This window comes from Thermomicrobiales bacterium (genome assembly GCA_037045155.1).
Taxonomy (GTDB): domain Bacteria; phylum Chloroflexota; class Chloroflexia; order Thermomicrobiales; family CFX8; genus JAMLIA01.
On the sequence record JBAOIG010000003.1, the window covers coordinates 344275 to 366575 of the forward strand.

General features: G+C 62.6%; 24 protein-coding genes. 10 read left to right on the top strand and 14 right to left on the bottom strand.

The features are described 5' to 3' along the window. Positions 1-11: 11 nt before the first annotated feature. From V9F06_04625 to V9F06_04635, 3 genes are read right to left on the bottom strand one after another with little or no spacing between them, the layout of a single operon-like run. Positions 12-725 carry a response regulator transcription factor gene (locus V9F06_04625; GenBank protein MEI2616918.1) on the bottom strand — a complete coding sequence of 238 codons (714 nt, stop codon included), beginning with the start codon at positions 723-725 and terminating at the stop codon, positions 12-14. Between the two features lie 19 nt (positions 726-744). Then, complete coding sequence (locus V9F06_04630; GenBank protein MEI2616919.1) at positions 745-2052, bottom strand: pitrilysin family protein; 1308 nt, start codon at positions 2050-2052, stop codon at positions 745-747. After that, on the bottom strand, positions 2049-2615 hold the full coding sequence (locus V9F06_04635) for a CinA family protein (protein MEI2616920.1): 567 nt from the start codon (positions 2613-2615) through the stop codon (positions 2049-2051). The genes V9F06_04630 and V9F06_04635 overlap by 4 nt, the downstream gene beginning before the upstream one ends. A 94-nt stretch (positions 2616-2709) precedes the next feature. Here V9F06_04635 and V9F06_04640 point away from each other — a divergent pair, with 94 nt between their 5' ends. Then, entirely contained in the window at positions 2710-3147 is a 438-nt protein-coding gene (locus V9F06_04640) for a hypothetical protein (GenBank protein ID MEI2616921.1), read from the top strand. A 56-nt stretch (positions 3148-3203) separates the two neighbouring features. Here the strand turns inward: V9F06_04640 and V9F06_04645 are convergent, their stop codons facing one another. Then, entirely contained in the window at positions 3204-3752 is a 549-nt protein-coding gene (locus V9F06_04645; GenBank protein ID MEI2616922.1) for a c-type cytochrome, read from the bottom strand. 199 nt (positions 3753-3951) lie between these two features. Here V9F06_04645 and V9F06_04650 point away from each other — a divergent pair, with 199 nt between their 5' ends. Continuing rightward, complete coding sequence (locus V9F06_04650; GenBank protein MEI2616923.1) at positions 3952-4398, top strand: hypothetical protein; 447 nt, start codon at positions 3952-3954, stop codon at positions 4396-4398. Positions 4399-4407: 9 nt separating this feature from the next. On the opposite strand, the gene V9F06_04655 is transcribed toward V9F06_04650, so the two are convergent. Next, positions 4408-5214 carry a serine hydrolase gene (locus V9F06_04655; GenBank protein ID MEI2616924.1) on the bottom strand — a complete coding sequence of 269 codons (807 nt, stop codon included), beginning with the start codon at positions 5212-5214 and terminating at the stop codon, positions 4408-4410. Positions 5215-5406: 192 nt separating this feature from the next. Here V9F06_04655 and rlmN point away from each other — a divergent pair, with 192 nt between their 5' ends. Then, positions 5407-6489: a 23S rRNA (adenine(2503)-C(2))-methyltransferase RlmN gene (rlmN, locus tag V9F06_04660; protein MEI2616925.1), complete on the top strand. Its 1083-nt coding sequence runs from the start codon at positions 5407-5409 to the stop codon at positions 6487-6489. A gap of 72 nt (positions 6490-6561) precedes the next feature. Next, positions 6562-7785, top strand: a complete 1224-nt coding sequence (larC, locus tag V9F06_04665; GenBank protein MEI2616926.1) for a nickel pincer cofactor biosynthesis protein LarC — start codon at positions 6562-6564, stop codon at positions 7783-7785. 2 nt (positions 7786-7787) lie between these two features. Here the strand turns inward: larC and V9F06_04670 are convergent, their stop codons facing one another. From V9F06_04670 to V9F06_04680, 3 genes are read right to left on the bottom strand one after another with little or no spacing between them, the layout of a single operon-like run. Continuing rightward, the gene (locus V9F06_04670; GenBank protein ID MEI2616927.1) at positions 7788-8657 is read right to left on the bottom strand and encodes an alpha/beta fold hydrolase; all 870 of its coding nucleotides are present in this window, start codon (positions 8655-8657) and stop codon (positions 7788-7790) included. Between the two features lie 2 nt (positions 8658-8659). Further along, the gene (locus tag V9F06_04675; protein ID MEI2616928.1) at positions 8660-9475 is read right to left on the bottom strand and encodes a slipin family protein; all 816 of its coding nucleotides are present in this window, start codon (positions 9473-9475) and stop codon (positions 8660-8662) included. 39 nt (positions 9476-9514) lie between these two features. Beyond that, the gene (locus V9F06_04680) at positions 9515-10855 is read right to left on the bottom strand and encodes a nodulation protein NfeD (protein MEI2616929.1); all 1341 of its coding nucleotides are present in this window, start codon (positions 10853-10855) and stop codon (positions 9515-9517) included. Between the two features lie 162 nt (positions 10856-11017). Between V9F06_04680 and V9F06_04685 the strand changes: the two genes are divergently transcribed. Next, positions 11018-12478, top strand: a complete 1461-nt coding sequence (locus V9F06_04685; GenBank protein MEI2616930.1) for a folylpolyglutamate synthase/dihydrofolate synthase family protein — start codon at positions 11018-11020, stop codon at positions 12476-12478. On the opposite strand, the gene V9F06_04690 is transcribed toward V9F06_04685, so the two are convergent. The 3 genes from V9F06_04690 to V9F06_04700 all read right to left on the bottom strand — a co-directional run bounded on the left by V9F06_04690 (position 12437) and on the right by V9F06_04700 (position 15109). Beyond that, complete coding sequence (locus V9F06_04690) at positions 12437-13381, bottom strand: MBL fold metallo-hydrolase (protein ID MEI2616931.1); 945 nt, start codon at positions 13379-13381, stop codon at positions 12437-12439. The genes V9F06_04685 and V9F06_04690 overlap by 42 nt on opposite strands. A gap of 29 nt (positions 13382-13410) precedes the next feature. Next, positions 13411-14538, bottom strand: a complete 1128-nt coding sequence (locus V9F06_04695; GenBank protein MEI2616932.1) for a metalloregulator ArsR/SmtB family transcription factor — start codon at positions 14536-14538, stop codon at positions 13411-13413. A 106-nt stretch (positions 14539-14644) separates the two neighbouring features. Beyond that, positions 14645-15109, bottom strand: coding sequence for a cupin domain-containing protein (locus V9F06_04700; protein ID MEI2616933.1), 465 nt, complete (start codon positions 15107-15109; stop codon positions 14645-14647). 140 nt (positions 15110-15249) lie between these two features. Between V9F06_04700 and V9F06_04705 the strand changes: the two genes are divergently transcribed. Together V9F06_04705 and V9F06_04710 are read left to right on the top strand one after the other, a co-directional pair. Beyond that, a complete protein-coding gene (locus V9F06_04705; protein ID MEI2616934.1) occupies positions 15250-16074 on the top strand; it encodes a CAP domain-containing protein in 825 nt (274 codons plus the stop codon). Positions 16075-16458: 384 nt separating this feature from the next. Continuing rightward, positions 16459-17049 carry a hypothetical protein gene (locus tag V9F06_04710; GenBank protein MEI2616935.1) on the top strand — a complete coding sequence of 197 codons (591 nt, stop codon included), beginning with the start codon at positions 16459-16461 and terminating at the stop codon, positions 17047-17049. A gap of 7 nt (positions 17050-17056) precedes the next feature. On the opposite strand, the gene V9F06_04715 is transcribed toward V9F06_04710, so the two are convergent. Beyond that, a complete protein-coding gene (locus V9F06_04715) occupies positions 17057-17785 on the bottom strand; it encodes a phosphatase PAP2 family protein (protein MEI2616936.1) in 729 nt (242 codons plus the stop codon). A 52-nt stretch (positions 17786-17837) separates the two neighbouring features. After that, the gene (locus V9F06_04720) at positions 17838-20009 is read right to left on the bottom strand and encodes a peptidoglycan recognition family protein (GenBank protein ID MEI2616937.1); all 2172 of its coding nucleotides are present in this window, start codon (positions 20007-20009) and stop codon (positions 17838-17840) included. Positions 20010-20173: 164 nt separating this feature from the next. Between V9F06_04720 and V9F06_04725 the strand changes: the two genes are divergently transcribed. Next, positions 20174-21013: a DUF2085 domain-containing protein gene (locus tag V9F06_04725; protein MEI2616938.1), complete on the top strand. Its 840-nt coding sequence runs from the start codon at positions 20174-20176 to the stop codon at positions 21011-21013. 8 nt (positions 21014-21021) lie between these two features. After that, a complete protein-coding gene (locus V9F06_04730) occupies positions 21022-21483 on the top strand; it encodes a hypothetical protein (GenBank protein MEI2616939.1) in 462 nt (153 codons plus the stop codon). A gap of 114 nt (positions 21484-21597) precedes the next feature. On the opposite strand, the gene rpsU is transcribed toward V9F06_04730, so the two are convergent. Continuing rightward, positions 21598-21789 carry a 30S ribosomal protein S21 gene (gene rpsU, locus V9F06_04735; protein ID MEI2616940.1) on the bottom strand — a complete coding sequence of 64 codons (192 nt, stop codon included), beginning with the start codon at positions 21787-21789 and terminating at the stop codon, positions 21598-21600. Between the two features lie 212 nt (positions 21790-22001). On the opposite strand from rpsU, the gene V9F06_04740 reads away from it, so the two are divergent. Further along, on the top strand, positions 22002-22223 hold the full coding sequence (locus V9F06_04740) for a hypothetical protein (protein MEI2616941.1): 222 nt from the start codon (positions 22002-22004) through the stop codon (positions 22221-22223). Positions 22224-22301 lie beyond the last annotated feature (78 nt).

A 22301-nucleotide genomic window follows, 5' to 3' on the forward strand; every position in this document is an offset into this window, starting at 1 on the left:
GATCCCGTGTGCTAGTCCCGACGCAGGACGTACCCCGCGCCACGAACGGTCTGCAGCAGGCGGCTCTCGCCGTCTGCTTCGAGCAGCCGCCGGAGATTCTTGACATAAACCTCAAGGACGTTTGACTCGCCGGGGAAGTCGTACCCCCAGACGCGCTCCATGATCACGTCACGCGGCAGCACCTGGTTGGGATGGCGCAAGAACAGCATCAGCAAGTCAAACTCGCGAGTTGTCAGGTCGATGCGTCTTGCGCTACGGTGGCCGAATCGCGTGGTTGTGTCCAACGACAGATCGTCGTAGCGCAGGATCTCGCCATTCAGCGCGAGGGATTCCTCCTCGCGCCGATCGCGACGACGAAGGAGTGCGCGGATGCGTGCGACGAGCTCCTCGAACGCGAAGGGCTTGACCAGATAGTCGTCGGCGCCAGCATCGAGGCCGGCCACGCGGTCAGCAACCTCGTCCCGGGCGGTCAGCATCAGAATCGGCACGTCCTCGCCCGCCGCGCGCAATCGCCGGCAAACCTCCAGCCCGTCGATGCCCGGGATCATGATGTCCAGCACGACGAGGTCTGGCATGTTGTCGCGGGCGAGGTCGAGAGCCTGACCGCCCGATTCCGCGACAGTGACCCGATAGCCTTCAAACGCAAGCCCGCGCCGGACGGCCGAGGCGATAGCCCGGTCATCCTCAACAATCAATACCTGAGCTTGTTCCGAAGTGGCGCCCATATGGCTCGTTCGTTTCGTGTCAGAACGTCAGTTGATCCCGAAAGCGCTGTTCGTCTTCATATGGCCCGACGACTGCAAGTGACATCCAGTCCTCGCGGATGTACTCGCGGGCAAGCATCAGCATCGATTCGGCATCGACGGCGTCGATCCGATCCATGACCTCCTCCGGCGTGAGGATTTCTCCGAATGTCAGCTCCTGCGATCCAATCCAGCCGGCGACGGAGCGAGAGTCCTCCATCCCCATCAGGATACGACCCTTGCGAAGGTCTTTGGTTCGCTGAAGCTCCTCTTCCCCGACCACGGTCGTCCTGAGCTTGTCGAGCTCGGCCATGACAGCCTGAATCGTCTCGTCAATTCGCTGCACATCGGTGCCGGCATAGACGACTCCCTGACCAACATCGGCGTATTGTCGGAAGTAGCCGTAGACGGAATAGACCAGCCCGCGTCGCTCACGAATCTCCTGGAACAGGCGGGAGCTCATGCCACTGGAAAGGATCGCGTCGATCATTCCCTGGGTATAGCGCCTGTCGTCGGTGTAGGGGAGCGCTGGATGGCCGATGCACAGGTGTGCCTGTTCGGTTGGCCGGTTGACGAGCCGCACGTGGGGCGCAGTGTGCTGAAAGACGGACGGAATGATAATGGTTGGTGTGGCTGGGGCCATGGCGCCGAAGTAGCGATCGGCAAGCTCGACGACGCGCTCGTGGTCGACCTTCCCCGCAACCGCGATGACCAGGCGATCCGGGCTGTAGTAGCGGTCGAGGAAGTTGTGCAGGTCGCTCGTTCCGATCGAGCCGACGGTTTCCTCGGTGCCGATAATCGTGCGGCCGACCGGCTGATTGTCCCAGACCACCTCGTCGATGATGTCGTGGACAAGATCGTCCGGAGTGTCGACGATCCCTCGGATCTCCTCAAAGATGACGAGCCGCTCTTTTTCGAGCTCGTCGGCGGGAAAGGTTGAATGACGGAGGATGTCGGCCAGGACATCGAACGCGAGGTCAAGCTTGTCGGCCGGAACCTTGGCCCAGTAATTCGTGCTTTCGCGTCCTGTCGCCGCGTTGAGGATGCCGCCGACGCCCTCGATTTCCTCGGAGATCGTTGCCGGGTCGGGGCGTTTTTCGGTGCCCTTGAACAGCATGTGCTCGAGCACGTGGGAAATCCCCGCGTGAGACTCGATTTCCCAGCGAGACCCTACGTTGTAGTTGAAGATGACCGTGGCCGAATGGACATGGTTCATCCGGCTCGTCACGATTCGAACACCGTTCGGCAGCGTCGTCTTCCGAAAGAAGTCGGTTACCTCGGTCCGCGGGCCTGCAATCGTTGAGGTCACTCGGATTCCTGTTCCGTATTCATTGGCGATCGATCTCTCGTCAAATGCACCGCCAGCGCGAGCGCCTCATGGATCGCTGACTGCATGATTGTCGCCCGGTGGCCTGAAAGCGCTAGCTTCCGGGTCTCCACGCGATCAGGCAGCGCGACGGCGATGTAAACAAGGCCGACTGGCTTCCGGGCTGTGGCCCCGCTCGGACCAGCAATACCCGTGCTGGAAATGGCAAAATCGACATCCAGTGCTCGTCGGGCGCCAGCTGCCATCTCGGCAGCGCACTCCTCGCTCACCGCGCCAACGCGGTCGAGCGTGCTGTGCGTGACACCGAGTACCCGCACCTTTGCTTCGTTTGAATACGTGACGAAGCCGCCCGTCAGATAGTCGGACGACCCAGCGATCTGAGTGATCGCGTACGCGATCCCTCCGCCGGTGCACGATTCGGCAGTCGCGCAGGTCCAGCCACGCTGGCGAAGCTGATTTCCAAGTTGCTCGGCCAGCCCAAGGACTGGCTCTGGAAATGATACGGACTCCAGTTTCATGTTCACCTGTCGCGGAGTATCGTTCACTCAGGGTTCTCGTTGCAACCTCACGGGCGTGGGTTGTGATAATCAGCCGCAGATTGTCTCCGCGCGGTCTTCGGAAAGGCACGACGGTAGCGCGATGACCTATCAGTCGACCCGCGAAGTCGTCCGCAGGGTGATGCCACTGCTGGACCAGTTGGCGACCAGCTCAGTCGATAAGGCGCGGTTGCTGCAGTACCTGTCGGCATCGGCCGGCGTTGATTGGGGTGTGCTCGAGGTTGCAGCCGATCGGGTTGTGGGCGGAGCGCGAGTAGTCACATACCGTGATTGTGCCAACGGAGCCGAGCATTCACTCGTCTACCCGGACGCGCTGGCAGCGGACTTGCGCGATCTCGTCGTTGCTGAATACAAGCGGCTAGCTGTCGATCGGCCGTTGTCGTTGATGGATGAACGGTTGTTCGCCCACTTCTATAGCAGTCAGTGCGCGAGTTGCGTGTTTCGTGGACCAGGCAATGAGCAGATCCACGCCGAGTGCTACTTCGCGGGATATCCAGTCAACTTCGAGCCGACTGCCTAGTCGGAGCACGCTCATCGCGCACCCCGACTGATCGATCTGCGTGCGTTGCCGCGGGGCTACTTCAGTGTCTGAATGTAGGCAATCAGATCGGCGACCTTCTGGGGAGTCAGCTGGCTGGAGAAGTCCGGCATCACCGGCGGGTATCCCTCGACCAGGTGGCTGTTGGGCTTCTCAATCGCAGTCTGGATATAGGCTTCGTCGGCGGTCACGCTGGACCCATCAGCCAACTTCACCTGATTACCGTAGAGACCCTTCCAGGTCGGGCCGGTCAATTTCGATCCGTCGATCGAGTGGCAAGCCACACAACCAAGGCTGGTCGCGAGCGCCTTCCCGTCATCCGCATTTCCCGCTGGCAGCGCGACAGGGCTGCCGCTCTCGGCGCCAGGTGATCCCACGGGCGAGCCGTCCGCCACAGGGGATGCTTTAATATTTCGCGCCTCCATCGTCGCGAGCGTCTGCTGATTGGTTCCGCTGTCATCGGTCCCAGAGCAGGCAGCCTGGAGGGACACGAGCACCAGCAGCGCGGCTGCGATGGCCATCACTGACAGCGATCGCGCTCGGCGAGGACGAGGAGTACCTTCGACCTTCTCCTGGATCTCGAGCATGTTCTTCTTTCCTTGGATCCGACCACCCAACCCACGGACGCGCCCACCCACTGGCGCATCGCCGTGTAACGTATCACAACATCCGGGGGTTTGCACCGCGCGGCAGACCTCGAGTGTGGAACAATCGCCGGTTGGCGGGTCCGCGCGCCGCGCGACCGCAACTTGGCACTAGACGATATCGCTCTCGGGGGGATCCAACGTGGGAAGAGTTACGAAACGAATACTGCTGTTCGCGATCGTCGCGATTGCGCTATCCGGTTGCGGCGGGGGGAATAGCGGCGCGGATCAATCGGTCAAGGACCTGGTTACAAATCTGAGCACGAGCAACTACGCGGGAGCATGGGATGTGCTCCACCCCGCTCAGCAGCGAGTAGTTCCGAAGGATCTCTTCATCCGCTGTGGCGTCGATTCCGAGAAGACGAAGGATCCGAAGGTCGACAATCTCGAAATCCTGGAGACCAGGAAGGTGAACAAAGATCTCCCCTGGGTCGGGAAGGTAGATGCCACCGAGGTCAAGATCCGGATGCTTCAGGGCGAGGATACTCGCGAAGGGTTCTACGATGTCGTCAAGGTCGATGGCACATGGCGATGGACCCTGACGACGCGATCACTGAGCGCGTTCGAGGCTGGAAACTGCCCGCCATAATGGTCGGGATCAGTCTGCTGGCCAGAGGCCGGCCGCGTGCAGAGCGGCGCGGCTGAGCTCGCCGATGGCGTATTCCCCGTCGTGCTGGTCGGGGAACCCCTCGCAGAAGACGGCGAGGATCATCCGCCCGACTGGTGTCTCGACAAACCCGACGTCGTTGGTGACGCCAGCGATACTGCCGGTCTTCGATCCCCAGCGCAGATCGGCACGTTCTGGCAGATAGCGGGCGATTCGCCGCGCATTCTGCTGCCGGGACAGCATTGTCACCATCGCCTCGCGGGCCGCTGTCGACGTGGCGCGATCCCCGAAGATCGCGTCAACGATCGCGACGTAGTCGTCGGGAGTTGCCAGGTTCTCCTGCTCTCCCTCAATTGCCGGCCGGCCCTTCATCTTTCGCGCCAGTGTGGACATCGACATCCCCAGCTCGAGCATCGTCGCGTTTACCGCATCCATTCCGGCAAGGTCGATCAACATGTTCGTTGCCGTGTTGTCGGATATCGAGATCATCAGGTAGATCAGATCGTCGATGGTTAGCTCAATTCCGTCGTGGAGATGCAGCAGAATCCCGCTACCGGCCGCTTTCTCGGTAGCCGACAGAACATGCCGTTGGTCCAGTGACCGCTCACCACGGTCGATCTGACGATAGATCTCGATCATGAGCGGGATCTTGACCGTGCTGGCTGCCTTGAACTGTCGTTGGCCATTGTGACTCCAGCGGTTGCCATCCGGCCCTGCAACCGCGATTCCGACAGTTCCCCCCGACGCCTGCTCGATCGTCGTTACGAGCTCCTCGACCGGTTCCCAGTTGATCTTCATTCGTGTTCCCCCTCGCCTGGCAGCAGTTGCTCCGACCGGCTGCATCGTACCGCAGACGCGTGACAGGTAACGCTCGCGGGGCTAGACATAAACCGCCCGAGAGATTGCTATACTTATTTGATGGATACGAATGAGATCGCCACACCCGAACCACAGCTCGTCCTGCACCCGGTCGCCAGACGAGGGCGGTTCGTGCCACGCAATATCTACGAATTACGGCTCGACGAGCTTGAGGGCTGGTGTCACGATCGGGGCGAGGCGACCTATCGGGCCCGCCAGCTCTACCGCGGGGTCTATCAGCAGCTTGCGAGTGGCTATGACGATGTTCAGGTGCTCCCGAAGCGGTTGCGTGACGCGCTGGCCGAGGACGTGCCGTTCGCGGCGCTGACGCCGATTCACGAGATCTCGACCGACGACGGCGAGACGCTGAAGGTGCTCTACCAGACGGCCGATGGTCAGACACTCGAGACAGTGCTGATGTTCTACTCAGATCGGGCGACTGTCTGCGTTTCCTGTCAGGTTGGCTGTGCCGTCGGTTGCTCATTTTGCGCGACCGGCCTGATGGGGCTGCAACGAAACCTCAGCGCAGGGGAGATGGTCGCTCAGGTGGTGGATATGGCCCGCCGGGCGCGGGACAAGGGCCGCCCATTGACCAATCTGGTGATGATGGGGATGGGCGAGCCGTTCCACAATTACGACAACGTCATGAAGATGGTCGCTATCCTCCACGACCCGATGGGGATGGGCTTCGGCGCGCGTCGAATCACGATCTCGACATCCGGTGTCGTGCCGTTCATCGACAAGCTGGCGACGGAGCCCTGGCAGGTCAACCTGGCGGTCTCGATTCATGCGGGGGACGACGAGCTACGCTCCGAGCTGGTGCCACTCAACCAGCGATGGCCGCTCGCGGAGCTCATCGGCGCAATCCGGCGCTACATCAAGATAACTGGCCGGCGGGTCTCGTTCGAGTACGCAATGCTCAATGGCGTGAACACAAGAGACGACGACGCTCGACAGCTTGCTCGTCGACTGCGCGGGCTACTTTGCCACGTCAACCTGATTCCCTACAACCCGACCCCGGCCTATCCCTACGAGCGACCTGGCAAGGACGTTATCGAACGCTTCGCGGCCATCCTGCGCGATGCTGGAATCCCCGCCACCGTGAGATATTCGCGTGGTGTGGAGATCGCGGCCGCCTGCGGCCAACTCCATGTGGAGCACGCCGCGACGCTGCGTGCGGGGGCCGATTCAGCCTCAGGCTCTCTCGACGACTGACCACCCGGAGCGCGTATGCTCTCGTTGTGGCCCGCGAGATGGACGGTCGGGCCAAATGCAAGGGGGGTGTTCGTGCGGATCGCCTGGTTTGACCCGTACTCTGGCGCCAGTGGGGATATGGTGCTCGGCGCGCTTATCGATGCTGGCTTGTCGGTTGACGCTCTGCGAGATGTGCTGGAGGGGCTTCACCTGCCCGGCTGGAGGCTATCGGCCGAGGCGGCCGGCCAGCACGGGATCACCGGCACTCGCGCCATTGTTGCGGTCGACGATGACGCCCCTGCCCGGGATTGGGCCGTGATCCGTGACCTGCTCGAACGCGCGACGCTCCCCGAGCCGGTGCGCGACGGCGCACTGGCGATCTTCCGCGCTCTGGCAGAGGCCGAGGCTCGCGTTCACGGCGCCGACGTCGAACGGGTTCATTTCCATGAGGTCGGTGGAGTCGATGCGATCATCGACATCGTCGGCGCGGCGGCGGGGTTGTACCTCCTGGGAGTTGAGCGCGTCTTCTCAGGACCTCCGGCGCTGGGCCGCGGCTTCGCACAATCCCAACACGGCACGATTCCAATTCCTGCGCCGGCCACGGCGGAGTTGCTGGCGCGAGCTGGCGCGCCGTCGATCGACGCCGACGTTCAGGCCGAGCTGCTGACCCCGACTGGCGCCGCGATCCTGACGACGTTGGCCGAATTCGAACGACCGATGTTTCGCACGACCGCCGTAGGCTCCGGCTTCGGCCAACGCCAGCTCCCCTGGCCAAATGCGCTGCGAGTCTGGCTTGGCGATCTGTCTGATGCCGTCCCAACTACGGACGAACCAGCGGCTGACAGCGAGCTGCTGCTCGAGGTCAATATCGACGACATGAACCCGGAGTTCTATGAGCTGCTGATCGAGCGGCTCTTCGGTGCTGGCGCGCTGGACGTGTTCCTGACACCGATCGTGATGAAGCGCGGGCGGCCGGCCACGAAGCTGAGCGTCATCACCGGCGCAGACCGACGCCGCGAGATCGAAGAGACGCTGTTCGAAAACAGCTCGACATTCGGGGTCCGGGCAACACGGATCGAGCGGACGAAGACAGATCGCTCGTGGGTGACGGTCGCCACTCGTTGGGGCGACGTTCGGCTGAAGCTGAAGATTTGGCGTGGTCGCGTCGTCGAGGTTGCGCCGGAGTATGCCGATTGTCTCTCGATCGCTCGCCAGGCGGACGCGCCGCTCCGACTGGTCTACGGCGAGGCGAAGCGCATCGGCGACGCATTCGTCGGCCGCCGGGGGGACGCTATCGATGCCGACCGCCAGCGCTGAGGTCAACGCATCAGCGCACCGCGCAGAAATGCGAGGATGAGCCGACCGAGCGCCTCCGGCCGATCCTCCTGGATGAAGTGATTGGCGTGCTCGAAGATATCGGTCCGACTATCGTGGAGAAGCTTGCCGATCTCGACTGCTCGGCTGGATGGAAACGCGCGATCGTTGCCACCCCATGCGACAAGCCCCGGCCTCTCGAAGTTGTAGAGCGCCTCTCGCCAGCGGTGAAAGTCCGCTGACGTCAATCCGTCGATGTGGCTCATGCGGCGCAGGACACTCCAGAGGCCGTCGGTAAACGGGCGCCAGTAGACCGCGATGACATCGTCGGTCAGTCGCTCCTTGTCATCGACGTAGCGGCCGAACGCCTCACGTAGCATGAATGGCCGCGCGGCCGCAGTTGCCAGCCGGCCGGCGATCGGCAGGTTGATGAGGGCGAGCGGCGAGAGTGGTGAGCTGTGCCAGTCGTCGATCCAGACGCTCGTGTTCGTCACGATCATGTCGCTGACCCGGTCAGGCGCTCGGGCGAGCATCTCGCAGGCGACAAGCGCGCCATAGTCATGACCAACCAGCGCCGTCCGTCCGATGCTCAGTTCGTCGAGCACGCGCAGCATCGCCGTTGCCTGACCGGCCGGCGACAGATCGACGGTGGCCGGCCGGTCAGCGAACCCGAAGCCGATCAGATCCGGGACAATGGCGCGGCGCTCGCGGGAGACAACTCGCGCCACGTCCCGCCAGAGAAAGCTCGACGTCGGAATGCCATGCAGGAAAACGATCGGCTCGCCAAGCCCCTCATCCAGCACGAAGGTGCGAATGCCGTCAACGACGACCGGTCGAAGCCGCGCTTGCCAGTCCGCGACCGGATCGGTTGTCATCCTCACGATTCCGACTCGGCCTGATGCTCGACAACCCGCGCGAGATTGGCCAGCGTGCCACTCTGACTGAGGTTCATGAACGCGCTGATGAGATCGACCGGGACCGGGAAGAGGATCGTCGAGTTCTTCTCGGTCGCAATTTCGGTCAGGGTCTGGAGGAATCGGAGTTGCAGCGCGATTGGCTCGGTGGCCATTACCGCGGCGGCGTCGTGAAGCTGCTGGGCTGCCAGCGATTCACCCTCGGCGTGAATGATCTTGGCGCGCTTCTCGCGCTCGGCCTCGGCTTGTCGCGCCATCGCCCGCTGCATCGAGTCTGGTAGCTCAACATCCTTGATCTCGACGACACTGACCTTGATGCCCCATGGCTCCGTTTGCTCGTCGATGATTGTCTGGAGCTTCTGGTTGATAACCTCGCGAGCCGCGAGCAGCTCGTCCAGCTCGACCTGCCCCAGAATCGAGCGAAGCGTCGTCTGGGCGATCTGCGAGGTCGCGCGGACGTAGTCGGCGATGTTGACGATCGCCATCCCGGCATCGACGACGCGGAAGTAGGCGACCGCGTTGACGTTCACCGTGACGTTATCGCGGGTGATGACCTCCTGTCGGGGGATATCCATCGTGAGGGTTCGGAGGTCGACACGAATCATCCGTTCGATGAACGGGACCAGCAGGATCAGCCCCGGCCCGCGCGCGCCCGCAAGCCGGCCGAGACGAAAGACGACGCCTCGTTCGTACTCCTGGGTGATCTTGATCGTTGCCGAGGCAAAGATGATCAAAAACAGGATGATCGCGCCGACGGCGATGAGAATACCTACGTTCACGTCAACTCCATTCGCTTGCGCCACGCACCATGTGGCATATCAGGTTCCTGCGGTCGGGAGAGGAAGCGCCGGTGTCGTTGCGTCGTGTTCTGGTTCGGCCGGCGTCACCACAAGCGCCAGCCCTTCGATCGCCACGACACGGACGTGCTCTCCCGTGTGGATCGGCGCGTCTGCTCGCGCTTGCCAGAGCTCGCCGAACACGAAGACCATACCCTCCGGATCGAGGTCAGAGCGGACTATGCCGACTGTTCCAACCAGCGCCGACAGGCCGGTAACGGCCGGCTTCTTCCGAATGCGGACAACGGCGCCGATGATAAAGCCGAAGAACACCGCCATCATCGCTGTCATCGCAAAGACAACACTCCGGGAGACCTGCAACACACTGGGGCTGCGGGTGTTCGCCAGCATAAGCGAACCGAGCAAGAACGCGCCGATGCCGCTGAGCGTGAGAACGCCATGGCTCGGCAGGAAGACATCGAGCGCAAACAGGATGAAGGCGAGGATCATCAGCGCCAGCCCTGTCCAGTTGGAATCCAGTGTGCCCAGGCCATAGAAGCCAGCCAGGAGCAATATCACACCGACCGCCCCAGGCCCGATCCCGCCCGGGTTGGCGATCTCGAAGATAATCGCCAGCGAGCCGAGACTTAGCAGGATGTAGGCGATGTTCGGGTTTGTCAGCACCTGGAGGAACTGCTCGAAGAACGACATGCGGAACGTTTCGACCTGTGCCCCGGCCGTATGAAGCACGACCGGCTGACCGAGCACATCCACTGTCCGGCCGTCCGACTGTGTGAGAAGCTCTTCCTGTGACGCGGCAATGAAATCGACAACGCCGAGCTGGACAGCCTGGCTGGCCGGGATGTTTTCCGCGTCGCGGACCGCGGCCTCGGCCCAGTCACCGTTACGTCCGCGCCGTTCGGCCAACGCGCGGATCTTGGCCACCGCGTCGTTGATGATCTTGCGGTCCATCGTGGTCGGGGTGGCGTTTGCTTCTCCACCTGCACCGATCTGCACCGGTGTCGCCGAGCCGATGTTCGTTGCCGGCGCCATCGCCGCAACATGCGCAGCGTAGGTGATATAGACCCCAGCCGAGGCCGCGCGCGCGCCATCCGGCGCGACCCAGACGATGATCGGGATCGGCGCGTTGAGGATGTCGCGCACGATGTCGTCCATCGCTGAGGATAGCCCGCCCGGCGTGTTCAGCTCGATGATAAGCGCATGATCTCCACGTTCGGAGGCGCGCTGAATGCTGCGGTCAATGTAGGTCGCCAGCGGAGGGGTAATCGCGTCATCGACACTGATCTTCCCGACACGGTTGCCCGAATCGGCCGCGGCGGTCGATGTGACAACCGCGATGAGAACACTGATCGCGACCAACATGATGGACCATTGAACCGGAGTTGACCGCTGTGGCCGCGTGGAGGATCTATACACTGCGAGCTCCTTTGCCCGACTGCGCTCCAAGTATACGGTGCAGTCGCTGGCCCGGGGCGCACGGCCAGTACAATCAACAGGCTGTCCGGACGAGAAAGGGGAAGCGGCGTGGACGAGGAAAAGCAGGAACCCGAGCAGGAATGGATGGCGAATGAGGCCGCAGCGTATCAACGGGCAGAACGCTACCTCAACAGCCTGATTTTCGGCCCGCCCTCTCCACCACCCGGCACATCGCAAGAGGAGATCCGCGCACGCGCTGTCGCCCGGCTGGCCCGACTACGCGCGTTCCTGGCGTTTCTCGGCAACCCCCAACGTGCCTACCGAACGATCCATGTTACCGGAACCTCAGGGAAAGGGTCGACAACGACGATTACTGCCAGCATCCTGACGGCGGCCGGCTATCGTGTTGGAGCACACGTTTCGCCCTATCTCCAGGTGGCTACCGAGAAGTTGCAGATCGATGGACGGCTGATTTCCGCCGGCCGGTACGAGCGCCTCGTCGATGACATGCATCGCAGTGTCGATGAGTGGGTGGCGGCAGGGCGCGAGCGACCGAACTACGGCGAGATCTGGGTCGCGATGACGCTACGATACTTCGCCGAGGAGCAGGTCGATGTCGCCGTTGTCGAGGTCGGGGCAGGTGGACGATTCGACGTTACCAACGTCCTCGAACCCGATGTCGTCGCGATCACCAGCGTCGGTCTGGACCACACGGTCACCCTCGGATCAACGCTGGAGGAGATTGCCTGGCACAAGGCCGGAATCATCAAGCCCGGATCGGTCGCAGTCACCGCAGTGACTGGCCCTGAGACCCTTCCGATTATCGAAGAGGAGTGCCGGCAGACTGGCGCTGATCTGGTCGTTGTCCGGGAAGGGGAGCGATATCGCGACGTGCGCGCGGACGCCGATGGCACGTCGTTCATCGACGGCGCTACCGACGAAGCAATGCGGATCACATTGCCTGGCACGTTTCAGGCGTCGAACGCAGCGATGGCAATCGAGATCGCGCGCCGGTTTACCCACGGTCACCTGCCCGTCGAGACGCTCCGAGCAGGACTGGCGGCGGCCCGTTTCCCGGGCCGGATGGAGCTAGTGCAGGACAATCCACGAGTGCTGCTGGACGGCGCCCACAACCCCGAGAAGGTTGCCTCGCTGGCGCGGAACCTCGAGCATCTCTACCCTCACCAGCGCAAGCTGATCATCTTCGGTGCGCTCGAATCGAAATCGCATGCCAGCATGCTGGCGTCGCTGTCCCCGCTAGCCGGCCTGGTCATCGCGACAATGCCGCGCGTCCTGGCAAAGCCAGCGACCGACGCCGCCGAGATCGCCGCCGAGGTTATCGGTGATGTCGAGGTGATCATTGAGCCGTCCCCGGAACGCGCCATCGAGATCGCCCTGGCGCGCGCAGAACCGGACGATCTCGTGGTCGTCACCGGCTCGCTCTACCTCGTCGGCAACATCCGCGAACGCTGGTATCCGTCGGAGGCGATCCTCAGTCAGAGCAACTGCTGGCCGCGCACGACGCCGCTAGGGTTGTGGGATCCGCCCCTGCTTGCGAAGGAAACGTAGCAACCCATCGATCGACATCCAGTGGGGCGTCGTCAGCTCGAACATCGGAGCGAGATCGGATGTGCCGTTGCGGCCCATTTCCTCGAGAACGACAGCGCCAAGCCTCGCGATCATCGCGTCCCGATCGAGACCGTCGATAGCCCACTGCTCGACCAGCGCCACCCACTGATCCAGCCGGGCGCCAAGCTGGTCGAGATGCGGCGAGACATCATCCCAGGGGCCGAAGTGCGTCAGAAGCATCCGGTCGGGATTGGCGGCTCGGAGCCGGGCAATGCTGGCGTGCCAACCGACGATATCGACGTCGGGAGGTGGCGTTGGGGGCCAGACCTCGATGGCCGGCGGAATCCGGACGCCCGCGACGTCCCCGACGAAGATCAGCCGAGCGTCCTCGTCGTGATAGGCGATATGGTGTGAGGCGTGCCCCGGTGTGTACATCGCTCGCAGCGTCCGACCACCGATCGAGACGATTTCGTTGTCGGTAACGATGACGACCCGGTCCGCCGGGACAGGCCGGATCTCGCCCCAGAGCAGATCCATCCGGTCACCATAGATCCGAGCCGCGCTGCGCACCAGGTTGGTGGGGTCGATCATGTGCGGCGCGCCAATCTCATGGACGTAGAGTTGCGCCTGCGGGAGCCGGTCGAGCAGCACGCCCGCCGCGCCGGCATGGTCGAGATGGATGTGCGTAACCAGCACGTGCCGGACGTCGGCCAGGTCATGCCCGAGCGAGCGAATCCCGGTTTCCAGCGCGTCAAGGGTCGTAGTCGGCCCGCACTCGATCAAAGCCAACCCATCGGAGGTGGGCAGCAGATACGCGCCGATCACGCGCGGCATGCCCTGGAAGTGAAGATCGATCAGTCCGATCTCGGATGTGAGCCATCGTGTCTGGTCGTCTATGTCCATGATCTCCTCTTTGCCGGGTGGCTGTCTTGCTAGGTTTGGTCGGCATCCGCCATCGCGGCAAGCTGCGCCGCGAGCGCCTGTAACCGGTCGCGATCGATCGCGTAGTACTTCATGCCATTGGCCGGCCGGATAGTCACCAGATCCGCCGATTCCAGCGTGCTGAGGTGACGGGAGACGGCCGACTGGCTGATCCCCAACCGTGAGACGATCTCCTGAGCGTACAGCTCCCCTCCCCGCAGCATTTCGACAATACGCATCCGCGAAGGGTCGGACAGCGCGCGGAACCCTTCCAGCGCGTCGGCAGTGGAGAGCTGGGTCACAGCCTCTGCAGTCCGTGATGCGAGCGTGCGACGCTGTAGCACGGTTTGCGGGTTGAAGTAGAGGATCAGGTTCGGTGGGTAGAGGATGTACTGGATGAATCGGCCGAGGTGGATCGAAGGACTGTAGATCACCCTCTCCACATCTCCAATTCGGAGGCTGATCTCCTCGGGCAACCGGTGGCCGGTGATCTCGGCGAAGGACTGCTGGGCCGAGGTGTAGTGAATCAGTGACTGCGCGACGCGGACCGCTTGACGCATATCCGGCAACGTCGATCGATACTCTGTTTCGAAGGCAGCTCGCCAGAACCCGTCCAGCAGCGCGAGTGTCCGCAGCTTGAGCTGGCCGGGCGAGATAATCAGCGAGACTGCTTCGTCGATATTCGCGCGGGTGATGCCGGGTCGGAGGAACATACGCCAGTCGTACGGATCATCGTTTTCCGGCGGCGCCTCGGCTAGCCCTCGATCACGGTAGAGCCGCACGACGCTTTCGGTTGCCATGTCCTTGAATCGCTCTGGGGGTAAGGCGCTGAGGAATTCGAGGTAGTCGTCGAACGACGCGCTCAATTGTTCGTGGGCCACTGCGTCGAACGCCGCCAACATCTCCTCGACGTAGTAGAGCAGGCGGCCAGAGAATCCGAGCAGCAGGTCAAGATCGTGTCGCAGATCCTCGTCCAGATTGCGCCAGGTGTCCACCAGCCAGGGATCGAGGGCGGAGTCTTCCTGGTCCACGGCATAGCCAGCCCGGAACGCGAGCGAGATGGCTGATGTCAGCGTGAGTGGCGCTGAGACTGCAACGATCTGTTGTGGAGCAGGTTTGCCGACGATGAGTTGGCCCACGGCTCTACCCTCGCCATCACAACAAGACGGATTCCCGAGGCCAACGTTGGCCCGGCTGGCATCACGGTATCACCATAACATGCTAGACCGACGCACGGAGTTGGTGCTACCCCTTGGGGCGAGCCTGAGCGATGTAGTCTTCGCGCGGTGGGCTGAAAAAATCCAGCACGAGGCACCCACCTGGTCCGGCCGTGCCGCTGTGCGGGACGTGACCGGGGATCGTGTATGCATCACCAGGCCGGCAGAGTCGCGTCTCACCGGCAACTACCATCTCGATCTCACCTTCGAGGACTACGCCGACCTGCTCGTTCGGATGGGAGTGCATCGGCACGCCAGCGTCAGGCTCGATCCGCACCCAGTTCGCCATCATTGCGTCGCCCACCATGATGCTCATCTCGACACCGGGCGCCGGCTGGAGGCTCGGAAGTGACGCGACCTCGTGAAATATCGGGTGGGACTTCGCTTGCTGGGCGGACTCCCGTGCCTCTTCGGGCTGGATCCAGAAGCCAGCCTGCTCGCCATATGGCTCGTCGGGACGCATCACGTGGCGCTCGCGCGGTTTCTCGGTCATCATGTTCTCCTATCTGCCCCGGCTCGATCCACCCCCATGATATTCGATCTCCCTGAATGCGGGCGCACTGTGACGGTTCCGAGAGGCTTCGGTGCGATAGGATTCGCCGACAGTCCGGCTTCACAGATGGGGGATGGACGATGCGCGATCGTCGACGCAGCGTAACCGGGGTTGCGCGCACAGGGTCAATGGCGCTCGTGGCGGTCATGCTGCTGACGCTGGTCGGGGCTGCCGCGCCCGCGAGCGCCCGACAGGAAAACGATCCCGGGATCATCGCATCGCTATCGCTGATCAATACCTGGCGAGGCTGGTTAGGTATCCCCCCGCTGAAGATCGATCCAGCTCTCCAGAAGGCTGCCGAGGCGCATGTGGAGTACTACAGGCTCAACTTCGGCGACCCGTCGCTTGCCGGAATGGGTTTGCATTACGAGACGGCCGGAAAGCCCGGCTTCACCGGCGCGAGCTTTCAAGAACGAGTTGAAACGGCCGGCTATTCGGGCTGGGCAAACGAGAATGCCGGGTTGTCCGGCTCAATGGTCTGGTCGACGAAGTGGTTTATCGGAACCGTTGGCCATCGGTTGACGCTCCTTGACCCACGGTATTCCGACATCGGCCTGGCTGCGATCAACGACGGTAAGATCAAGTTCGAAATCATCGACCTTGGCACGAAGAAATGGATCGAAGAGGCGAGCCCTGACTGGGCTGCCTGGCCGCCGAACGGCACGACCGGCGTCGAGACATCCTTCGACGGGGAAGCCCCTGACCCATTCCCGAACGCTACGTATCCGGTCGGCTATCCAATTACGCTCAAGTACTTCGGCGCTGGCGACCTTACCCTGACAGTGGCCACGATCTCGGCTGGCGGGGTCGCAGTCCCGTCCTTCTCCTCGATCGGCTCTGGCTGGCTGACCCGCAAGACGATCCAGCTTGCGGCGAATAAGCCTCTGGACGAGGGAAAGCGATAAGACATCCACGTCGAGGGCACGGCGAATGGACAGCGATTCGTTCGCGACTGGAGCTTCACCACCACCACAGGCGATGATGAGCTCGATCTACCGGGCACTCCGCGTCCTACGCCGCCACCGGCTCCTCAGCCGACTCCCACACCGACTCCATCCCCACCTCCGACACGGTCGCAGGTTCCCCTTGACCAGCTGCCCGACGGGCTGAAGTCCGCCAATGCTCTCGTCCAGCAACTGTGGTGGGAGACAGATGGCCCTGTCGCGCGAACCGAAGTCGATCGATCCTGGCTTTGGGGCCCGAATTCGTGGTCTGCGGTCACTGAGTCGTATGCCGAGTCTCCTGCTCACCGCCGGCAGGTGTACTACTTCGACAAGGCGCGGATGGAAGTGAATGATGCGACAGGTCAGCGGGACGGCTTCGTCACTGCCGGCCTGCTCGTCCGCGACATGATCCTGGGCAAGGCGCAGGTCGGCGACGCGACGTTCGAGAACCATGCGCCGGCCGACGTGCCGCTGGCGGGCGATGAAAAGCCGTTCAACCGGGACGCGCCGACGTTCGCGAGCCTTGTCGGCGTTGCCTCGATCGGCGGGGGACATACTGCTGCGGCGCGGCGGGGTGCGGCGATTCGCGAGGTGTTGTCGTCGAGAGGCGCGATTTCCACAAACAATGCCCTTGGAAATCTTGCGGCCTATGGCTCATACGAGCCGACGCTGGGCCACAACATCGCGGCTGTGTTCGATGATTATCTGGCCGGCCTTCCCAACGACTGGATGATGAGCGTTGGTCTGCCGCTCACCGAGCCGTACTGGATCCGGACGAATGTCGCGGGCGTACCGAACTGGGTGCTGGTCCAGGCGTTCGAACGGCGGGTTCTGACATACACGCCCGACAACCCGGCCGGCTGGCAGGTCGAAATGGGCAACGTCGGCCGCGCCTATTACACGTGGCGCTACGGCGTGCTGCCTCCCTGGCGCTAACAGCAGACTAGCGGGGTTGCCACGGCGTTTCGTCGCCAAGCTTCCGTCGATGCAGGCCGATGAGCGTCGACAGGAGGGCTGTTCCGAGTGAGTAGCTCGCAAGGACGTCGGTCAGCCAGTGATGTCCGAGATAGATCCTCGACGGCCCTACCAGGCCGATGAACGACGTGACGCCGCCAGTTGGCAACCAGCGCGACCACCGGCCTCGAATCTCGGTGAAGCACAGATACGCGAAGAAGCCCCAGAAGCAGACATAATGTAGGACGTGCCCGCTGGGAAAGCTGGAGTCGCGAAGCTTGGCTTCCGTAACCATGATGCCGTCCCCGCCCGGGCGAGGCCGCTGGACGAGCATCTTGGTAGAGAATGACAGCAGCGACGCGAGCCATGCAAAGACCATGTAGCGCGCCTCGCGGCGGAACCCGAGCATCCAGACACCGGCTGTTGCCGTGCCAGGCAACAGAAGTGACTGCGGCCGGAAGCCAGGCCAGGAAATGGCGTTCAGGAGTCGAGATAACGCGGGATGGTTCAGCCGCTGCATCCCGAGTGTGACGGCGACATCGCGTTCCATGCGCGGGTTGCGCCGAACGGCGACCAGCAGCGACACAAACGCCGTGAGCGCCACAAGCGCGATAGCGAGGAATCCACGCCCGCGCGACTTCGCCTCGGCCGGCGACACCGTCGCCTTTCGGGCGCGCATCCCGTTTCTATAACTGACATTCTGTGATTGCTGGCTCATTCACGCCTCCCGGCCGAGGATTGTACCGGGAGTCGGACGGACGCGTCGGGCGTCACTTGCTCCGCTTCATCCAGCCTCGTCGGATCAGAACCTCACGAGCCAGGTGACCCAGCATGATTTCGTCCTTCGTGCCTGCGTAATCCGGATGGTATTCGAACCGGTTGCGCTCAAAATACTGGACGATGTGAACCGTGCCGTCGGTGTCCGAGGCTTCCTTGAACTCCTCGGAGATCGGATAACCGAAGATCTGCACACCACCGTTCGCGTCCCAGAAGCTCTTGAAGCCGCTGGAGAGGCTGTGCCCGGTCAGATCGAAGTACCGCCGGTTACTTGTCGAAGGAAACGGGGCGATCGGCCGAAATGGAGCTTCTTTGGCGCGTGTGGCGGTGGTCTCGGAGCCGAGCAGGCCGAGCAACACCTCATCCGGCGTGCCGGCATATTCGGGGTGGTGCTCGAACCGCGCACGCTCGAAGTATTGCGTCACATAGCGGCCACCGTCGGTTTCGGAAGCCTCCTCGAATGCCTCGGTCAGCGGGTACCCGAATCGCTCGACTCCGCCGTTCGCGTCCCAGTATGAGACGAATGGCTCGGGGACATTGTGTCCGGTGATTCCGAAAAAGCGAGAATTCGGGTCGCGAGTCTGCGCGACGGGCCCGACGGGCGGCGACGCAACGGTAATCACCGACGGCGCGATGTCGGTGAACTGGTAGGCGACGAACTCCTTGATGATGCCTGCGCGGTATTCGTCACGCCGGAGCGATTGCAGGCGGACATAACCGATGATATCGCGCGTTTCGCCGGCCAACAGTGGTTCACCAAGCCCCCACCGATACGGGTTTGGCGTCCCGGTCCACGACACTGGCTGCATCGTTATTCGATATTCATCCTGGACCTTCGGGAACCCCACTGTGTCGAACGTCTGTCCCTGTTCGTAGATGAAGCCCGACTTTGGCCCGCCGCCCTCCAGTGGCGTCGTGCCGGCGTTCCTCACCCGCATGCGTACCGCGAGCAGGTTGCCCTGATAAACCGTCGCCGGCCCGATCGAACACGAGATGATCTCGATCCCTTCTGTGCGCTTTGGCGGCGCCAGATAGACCGGAGCGGTGCCGGCAATCATGCCGCGCAGTGTCGGGAGGAGCGGATAACATAGCTCGCCCGGGCATGACGTGGACATAACGTCGCGATGGCCACACAGATTGGGACAGTCGTTCAGATCCTGGAAATCGGCCGCCTCGGTGACATCGACGTTGCTCGCCCGCAACTGGACGAGGCTCGTTATCGAATCGAGCATTACCTGAGGTGGTTTCGTCAGATCCAGGTTGCCCAGTAGCGCGATGCCGATCGATCCCACGTTGTACTGTAGCGCGTGCCCGCCGATGACATTGACCCCGCCGAACCGGCCCTCGTACACCTGGCCCTGCCAGTCGACGAGGTAGTTGTAACCGACGTCACCCCAACCACGAGTGACCGCATGGTAGAAGTAGACAGACCGGATCGCGGCTGCCGGATCGGGGGAGTTGTTGTCGGTCACTGTGTGATGGATGATGATTTTTTCGATCGGGGCGTAACTCGGTGGCCAGATCATTCGGCCCTTCGGGTTCTTGTTCTCGAACCGTAGCGTCTCATCCGCGCCACAACCAGCCCGGGAGATGATGAGACCGTCGATGATCGTCGCTGACGCTGCCGCGTCAGTGGCAGCTAGCGATCCGCTAACGGCAATCGTCGACGTATCGAGCGCGCCGACGACAAGCTCGCGCAGACCGGCGTTCGCGACAACCGAGACGCGAGCCTGAGCCGCGACTCCGCGCGAGAGAATCGGCGCGACAAATCGCCGCGTGCCTGGCGTTGATTCGCCATGATGGTCGGGGTGGCAATCGATCCAGTCCGACCAGACGCCGTCTTTGGCCCGAACGCGAAGGTTGACTCGGACGGCATCATCATCGACCGATTCGGCATCCCAGGAGAGATCGATGGCGTCGAAGCCTGTCTCTGGTGCAAGAACTGGTGACTCCCAGTCACCGTCGGACGGCAAGCCCTCCCTGAACGTCCACTCCGATCGCACGGCTTCCACCGCGCCGGCCGCGCTGACGGAGAACGTCCAGCGTGTCACATCGAGGGCGGCTGCGGCAGACGCGGCAGCGCCGATGCGGAGAACCTGTCGTCGCGAAAAGCGTCTTGAGAGAACCATGTTCCATTCACCCAGAAGCTTGGCGACCCGGCTCACACCCGACGATCACCGCGCCATTCATCAACCACGGGAGACCGCAACGAAACCCGCGTCCGAACAGTACCAGAGGGTGTACGTACGTGCAAGTTTCTGGTCTATTCAACGTCGAGCACGATCCTCTGCTATAGTCTCGGCTGCCTGCCGACGAACCAGGAGTATTGGTGCACGGTCAGTCTTCCCTGAATCTGCAACGCATAAGGAACGGCCGGGTTGCGCCGGGCTGGCCATTGGTCTTCGGCGCCGTCTGGCTCGTGTTGGCGATCGTGTTCGTCGCGCTCCCATGGCCAGCTGGCACGAAGGCGCTGGCTGTCTTGCATGGTCTCTGCGCTCAGCAGCCGACACATTCCTTCTACTTTGGCGATCAGCGTCTTCCCTTCGATGCGCGAATGACGGGGATCTATGGCGGATTCGCCACGGCGTCGCTGGTCCTGCTGGTGGCCGGCCGATGGCGCGCGGGAGCATTTCCGCCCCGTGGGGTTGTGCTTTCGCTGGTGTTCGGCGTCGTGGCACTGGCCGTTGATGGCGCGAACTCGACACTCGTCGATGCCCGTTTGTGGCATGTCTACACGCCGCGCAACGATCTGCGCCTCCTGACAGGGCTGCTGGTTGGAACGGCGCTGGCCGTCTTCGTCTGGCTGCTGATTGGTCAGGTGGGGTTTGCGCGAGCGGGGCGGCGACACGGTTCACCGCTGACGGGGTGGCGGGACCTGGGAGTCGTTCTGCTGGCGCAATGGCTCTTCGCGCTGCTCGTGCTTTCTCGCTGGCGCCCGCTGTGGTTGCCGATCACGGTGATACTGATGGCAGCGGCGATACTGGCGTTGACCGGCCTGATGCTGGCGTTCGTGTTGTTGCTTGGCCGGCGGGAGAATCGAGCGATCGTGACGAGCGACCTGGCCGGGCCGGGGACGATCGCGTTGTTTCTCGCGCTCGTGATGATCGGCTCACTCGCCGCTGGGCGCTTCCTTCTGGAGATCTGGCTCGGCCTGCCGGTGCAGGGATAGGAGTTCTGGTGAACAATCTTTCGACACATGCGGGTGAGAACGCAGCTAACGGGGAATCGGATTGGCCACAGACACCGGGTGATCTGGTCTACCTTCTCGACTCAGTCGTTGCGCTCTTCGAGGATGCCCAGCAAGGCGCGAAGATCGATCTGCTGGAGCGGCTGCTCGACTGCGTTGACTGGCGGGAGATGTTCGGCGGCGACGGGGCCGCTCCACTCCTGGCGGCACAAGTCGAAGAGCTGAAGGCGTACTATCGTGCCAAGTTCGCGGCGCTCGATCGATTCTTCCTGGCCGAGCAACTCAGCACGGAGTTGATGACGTCGTTGATGGCGAGCGGCGACATGCGGTTCTCCGAGGATCTGCGCTCTCTCGGGCGCGATCGGCCCGAGCTCTGGCAGGAGATTCGCACATTCTTCAGCCGCAAGGAGCTGGCAACGTCGATGGTGATGCTCGCCGACGAGCGCGTATAGAGACCGAACGCGCAGGCTGTGGCACACCCACGGCCAGGCGCGTCGCCGGAAAGATGACGAAGACGCCGCACATGGCGGCGTCTTCGCGTTGTGTCGATCTGAGTTGGCCAGACCTCAGGGTGTCTTGGCCTCCTTGCGCCTGCGCTTGTGCTCGGCCTTGCGGGCCTTCGCGCGGCGCTGCTCGCTCTTGCTAACGAATCGGCGCTTGCTGCGGTACTCGCGCAGCTTGCCGGATTTCTGCATCTCCTTCGTGAACCTGCGGAGCAGGCCCTCGAAGCTTTCGCTCTCGCGTGCTTCAATCTTCATCGCGTAATCACCCCCTCCCTGTTCTGGATTGGTGGTGTCGTAAAGTATTCAATCAATCAGGCGACGGGCAAAACAAAGCAACCCCGGTCGCTCGGACAGCTCATTGTACCGTATCGTGTGTGCGTCGAAGAGGGATACTGACCACAAGCGGTTGGTGGGGCGTTGCGGAAAGCATCCTGGTGGCGATGAGCGGACGAAGGAGCGGGGGATTCGTGGAGACAGGCGCGACAATCGAGGGTCTACGCCCCTACCTGATCCATGACGAACGCTACATCGTGGTCTACTTCACGAAGCACGACGATCTGGAAACGATTCATCAGGCACAACTCAGTGCTGATGCGCTTCCGGACGGCATCCGGGTCGGCGATGAAGTGATTGTCACCTGGGTTCTCAATATCGTTGCCGGAATCCGCCGAGCAGCGCCTGCGGATTAGTCGGTCGTCGTTTTCGAGACTGGATTTGGCATGGTCTCGCCGCGCTGGTATCGTTTACGGTTGGCCGGTCTGGGTGAA

Excerpts from the sequence above, each read along its gene's own strand:
- V9F06_04625 (MEI2616918.1), bottom strand. The coding sequence starts at position 725 with ATGGGCGCCACTTCGGAACAAGCTCAGGTATTGATTGTTGAGGATGAC.
- V9F06_04640 (MEI2616921.1), top strand. The coding sequence starts at position 2,710 with ATGACCTATCAGTCGACCCGCGAAGTCGTCCGCAGGGTGATGCCACTG.
- V9F06_04645 (MEI2616922.1), bottom strand. The coding sequence starts at position 3,752 with ATGCTCGAGATCCAGGAGAAGGTCGAAGGTACTCCTCGTCCTCGCCGA.
- V9F06_04655 (MEI2616924.1), bottom strand. The coding sequence starts at position 5,214 with ATGAAGATCAACTGGGAACCGGTCGAGGAGCTCGTAACGACGATCGAG.
- V9F06_04670 (MEI2616927.1), bottom strand. The coding sequence starts at position 8,657 with ATGACAACCGATCCGGTCGCGGACTGGCAAGCGCGGCTTCGACCGGTC.
- V9F06_04680 (MEI2616929.1), bottom strand. The coding sequence starts at position 10,855 with ATGTTGGTCGCGATCAGTGTTCTCATCGCGGTTGTCACATCGACCGCC.
- V9F06_04690 (MEI2616931.1), bottom strand. The coding sequence starts at position 13,381 with ATGGACATAGACGACCAGACACGATGGCTCACATCCGAGATCGGACTG.
- V9F06_04700 (MEI2616933.1), bottom strand. The coding sequence starts at position 15,109 with ATGACCGAGAAACCGCGCGAGCGCCACGTGATGCGTCCCGACGAGCCA.
- V9F06_04705 (MEI2616934.1), top strand. The coding sequence starts at position 15,250 with ATGCGCGATCGTCGACGCAGCGTAACCGGGGTTGCGCGCACAGGGTCA.
- V9F06_04715 (MEI2616936.1), bottom strand. The coding sequence starts at position 17,785 with ATGAGCCAGCAATCACAGAATGTCAGTTATAGAAACGGGATGCGCGCC.
- rpsU (MEI2616940.1), bottom strand. The coding sequence starts at position 21,789 with ATGAAGATTGAAGCACGCGAGAGCGAAAGCTTCGAGGGCCTGCTCCGC.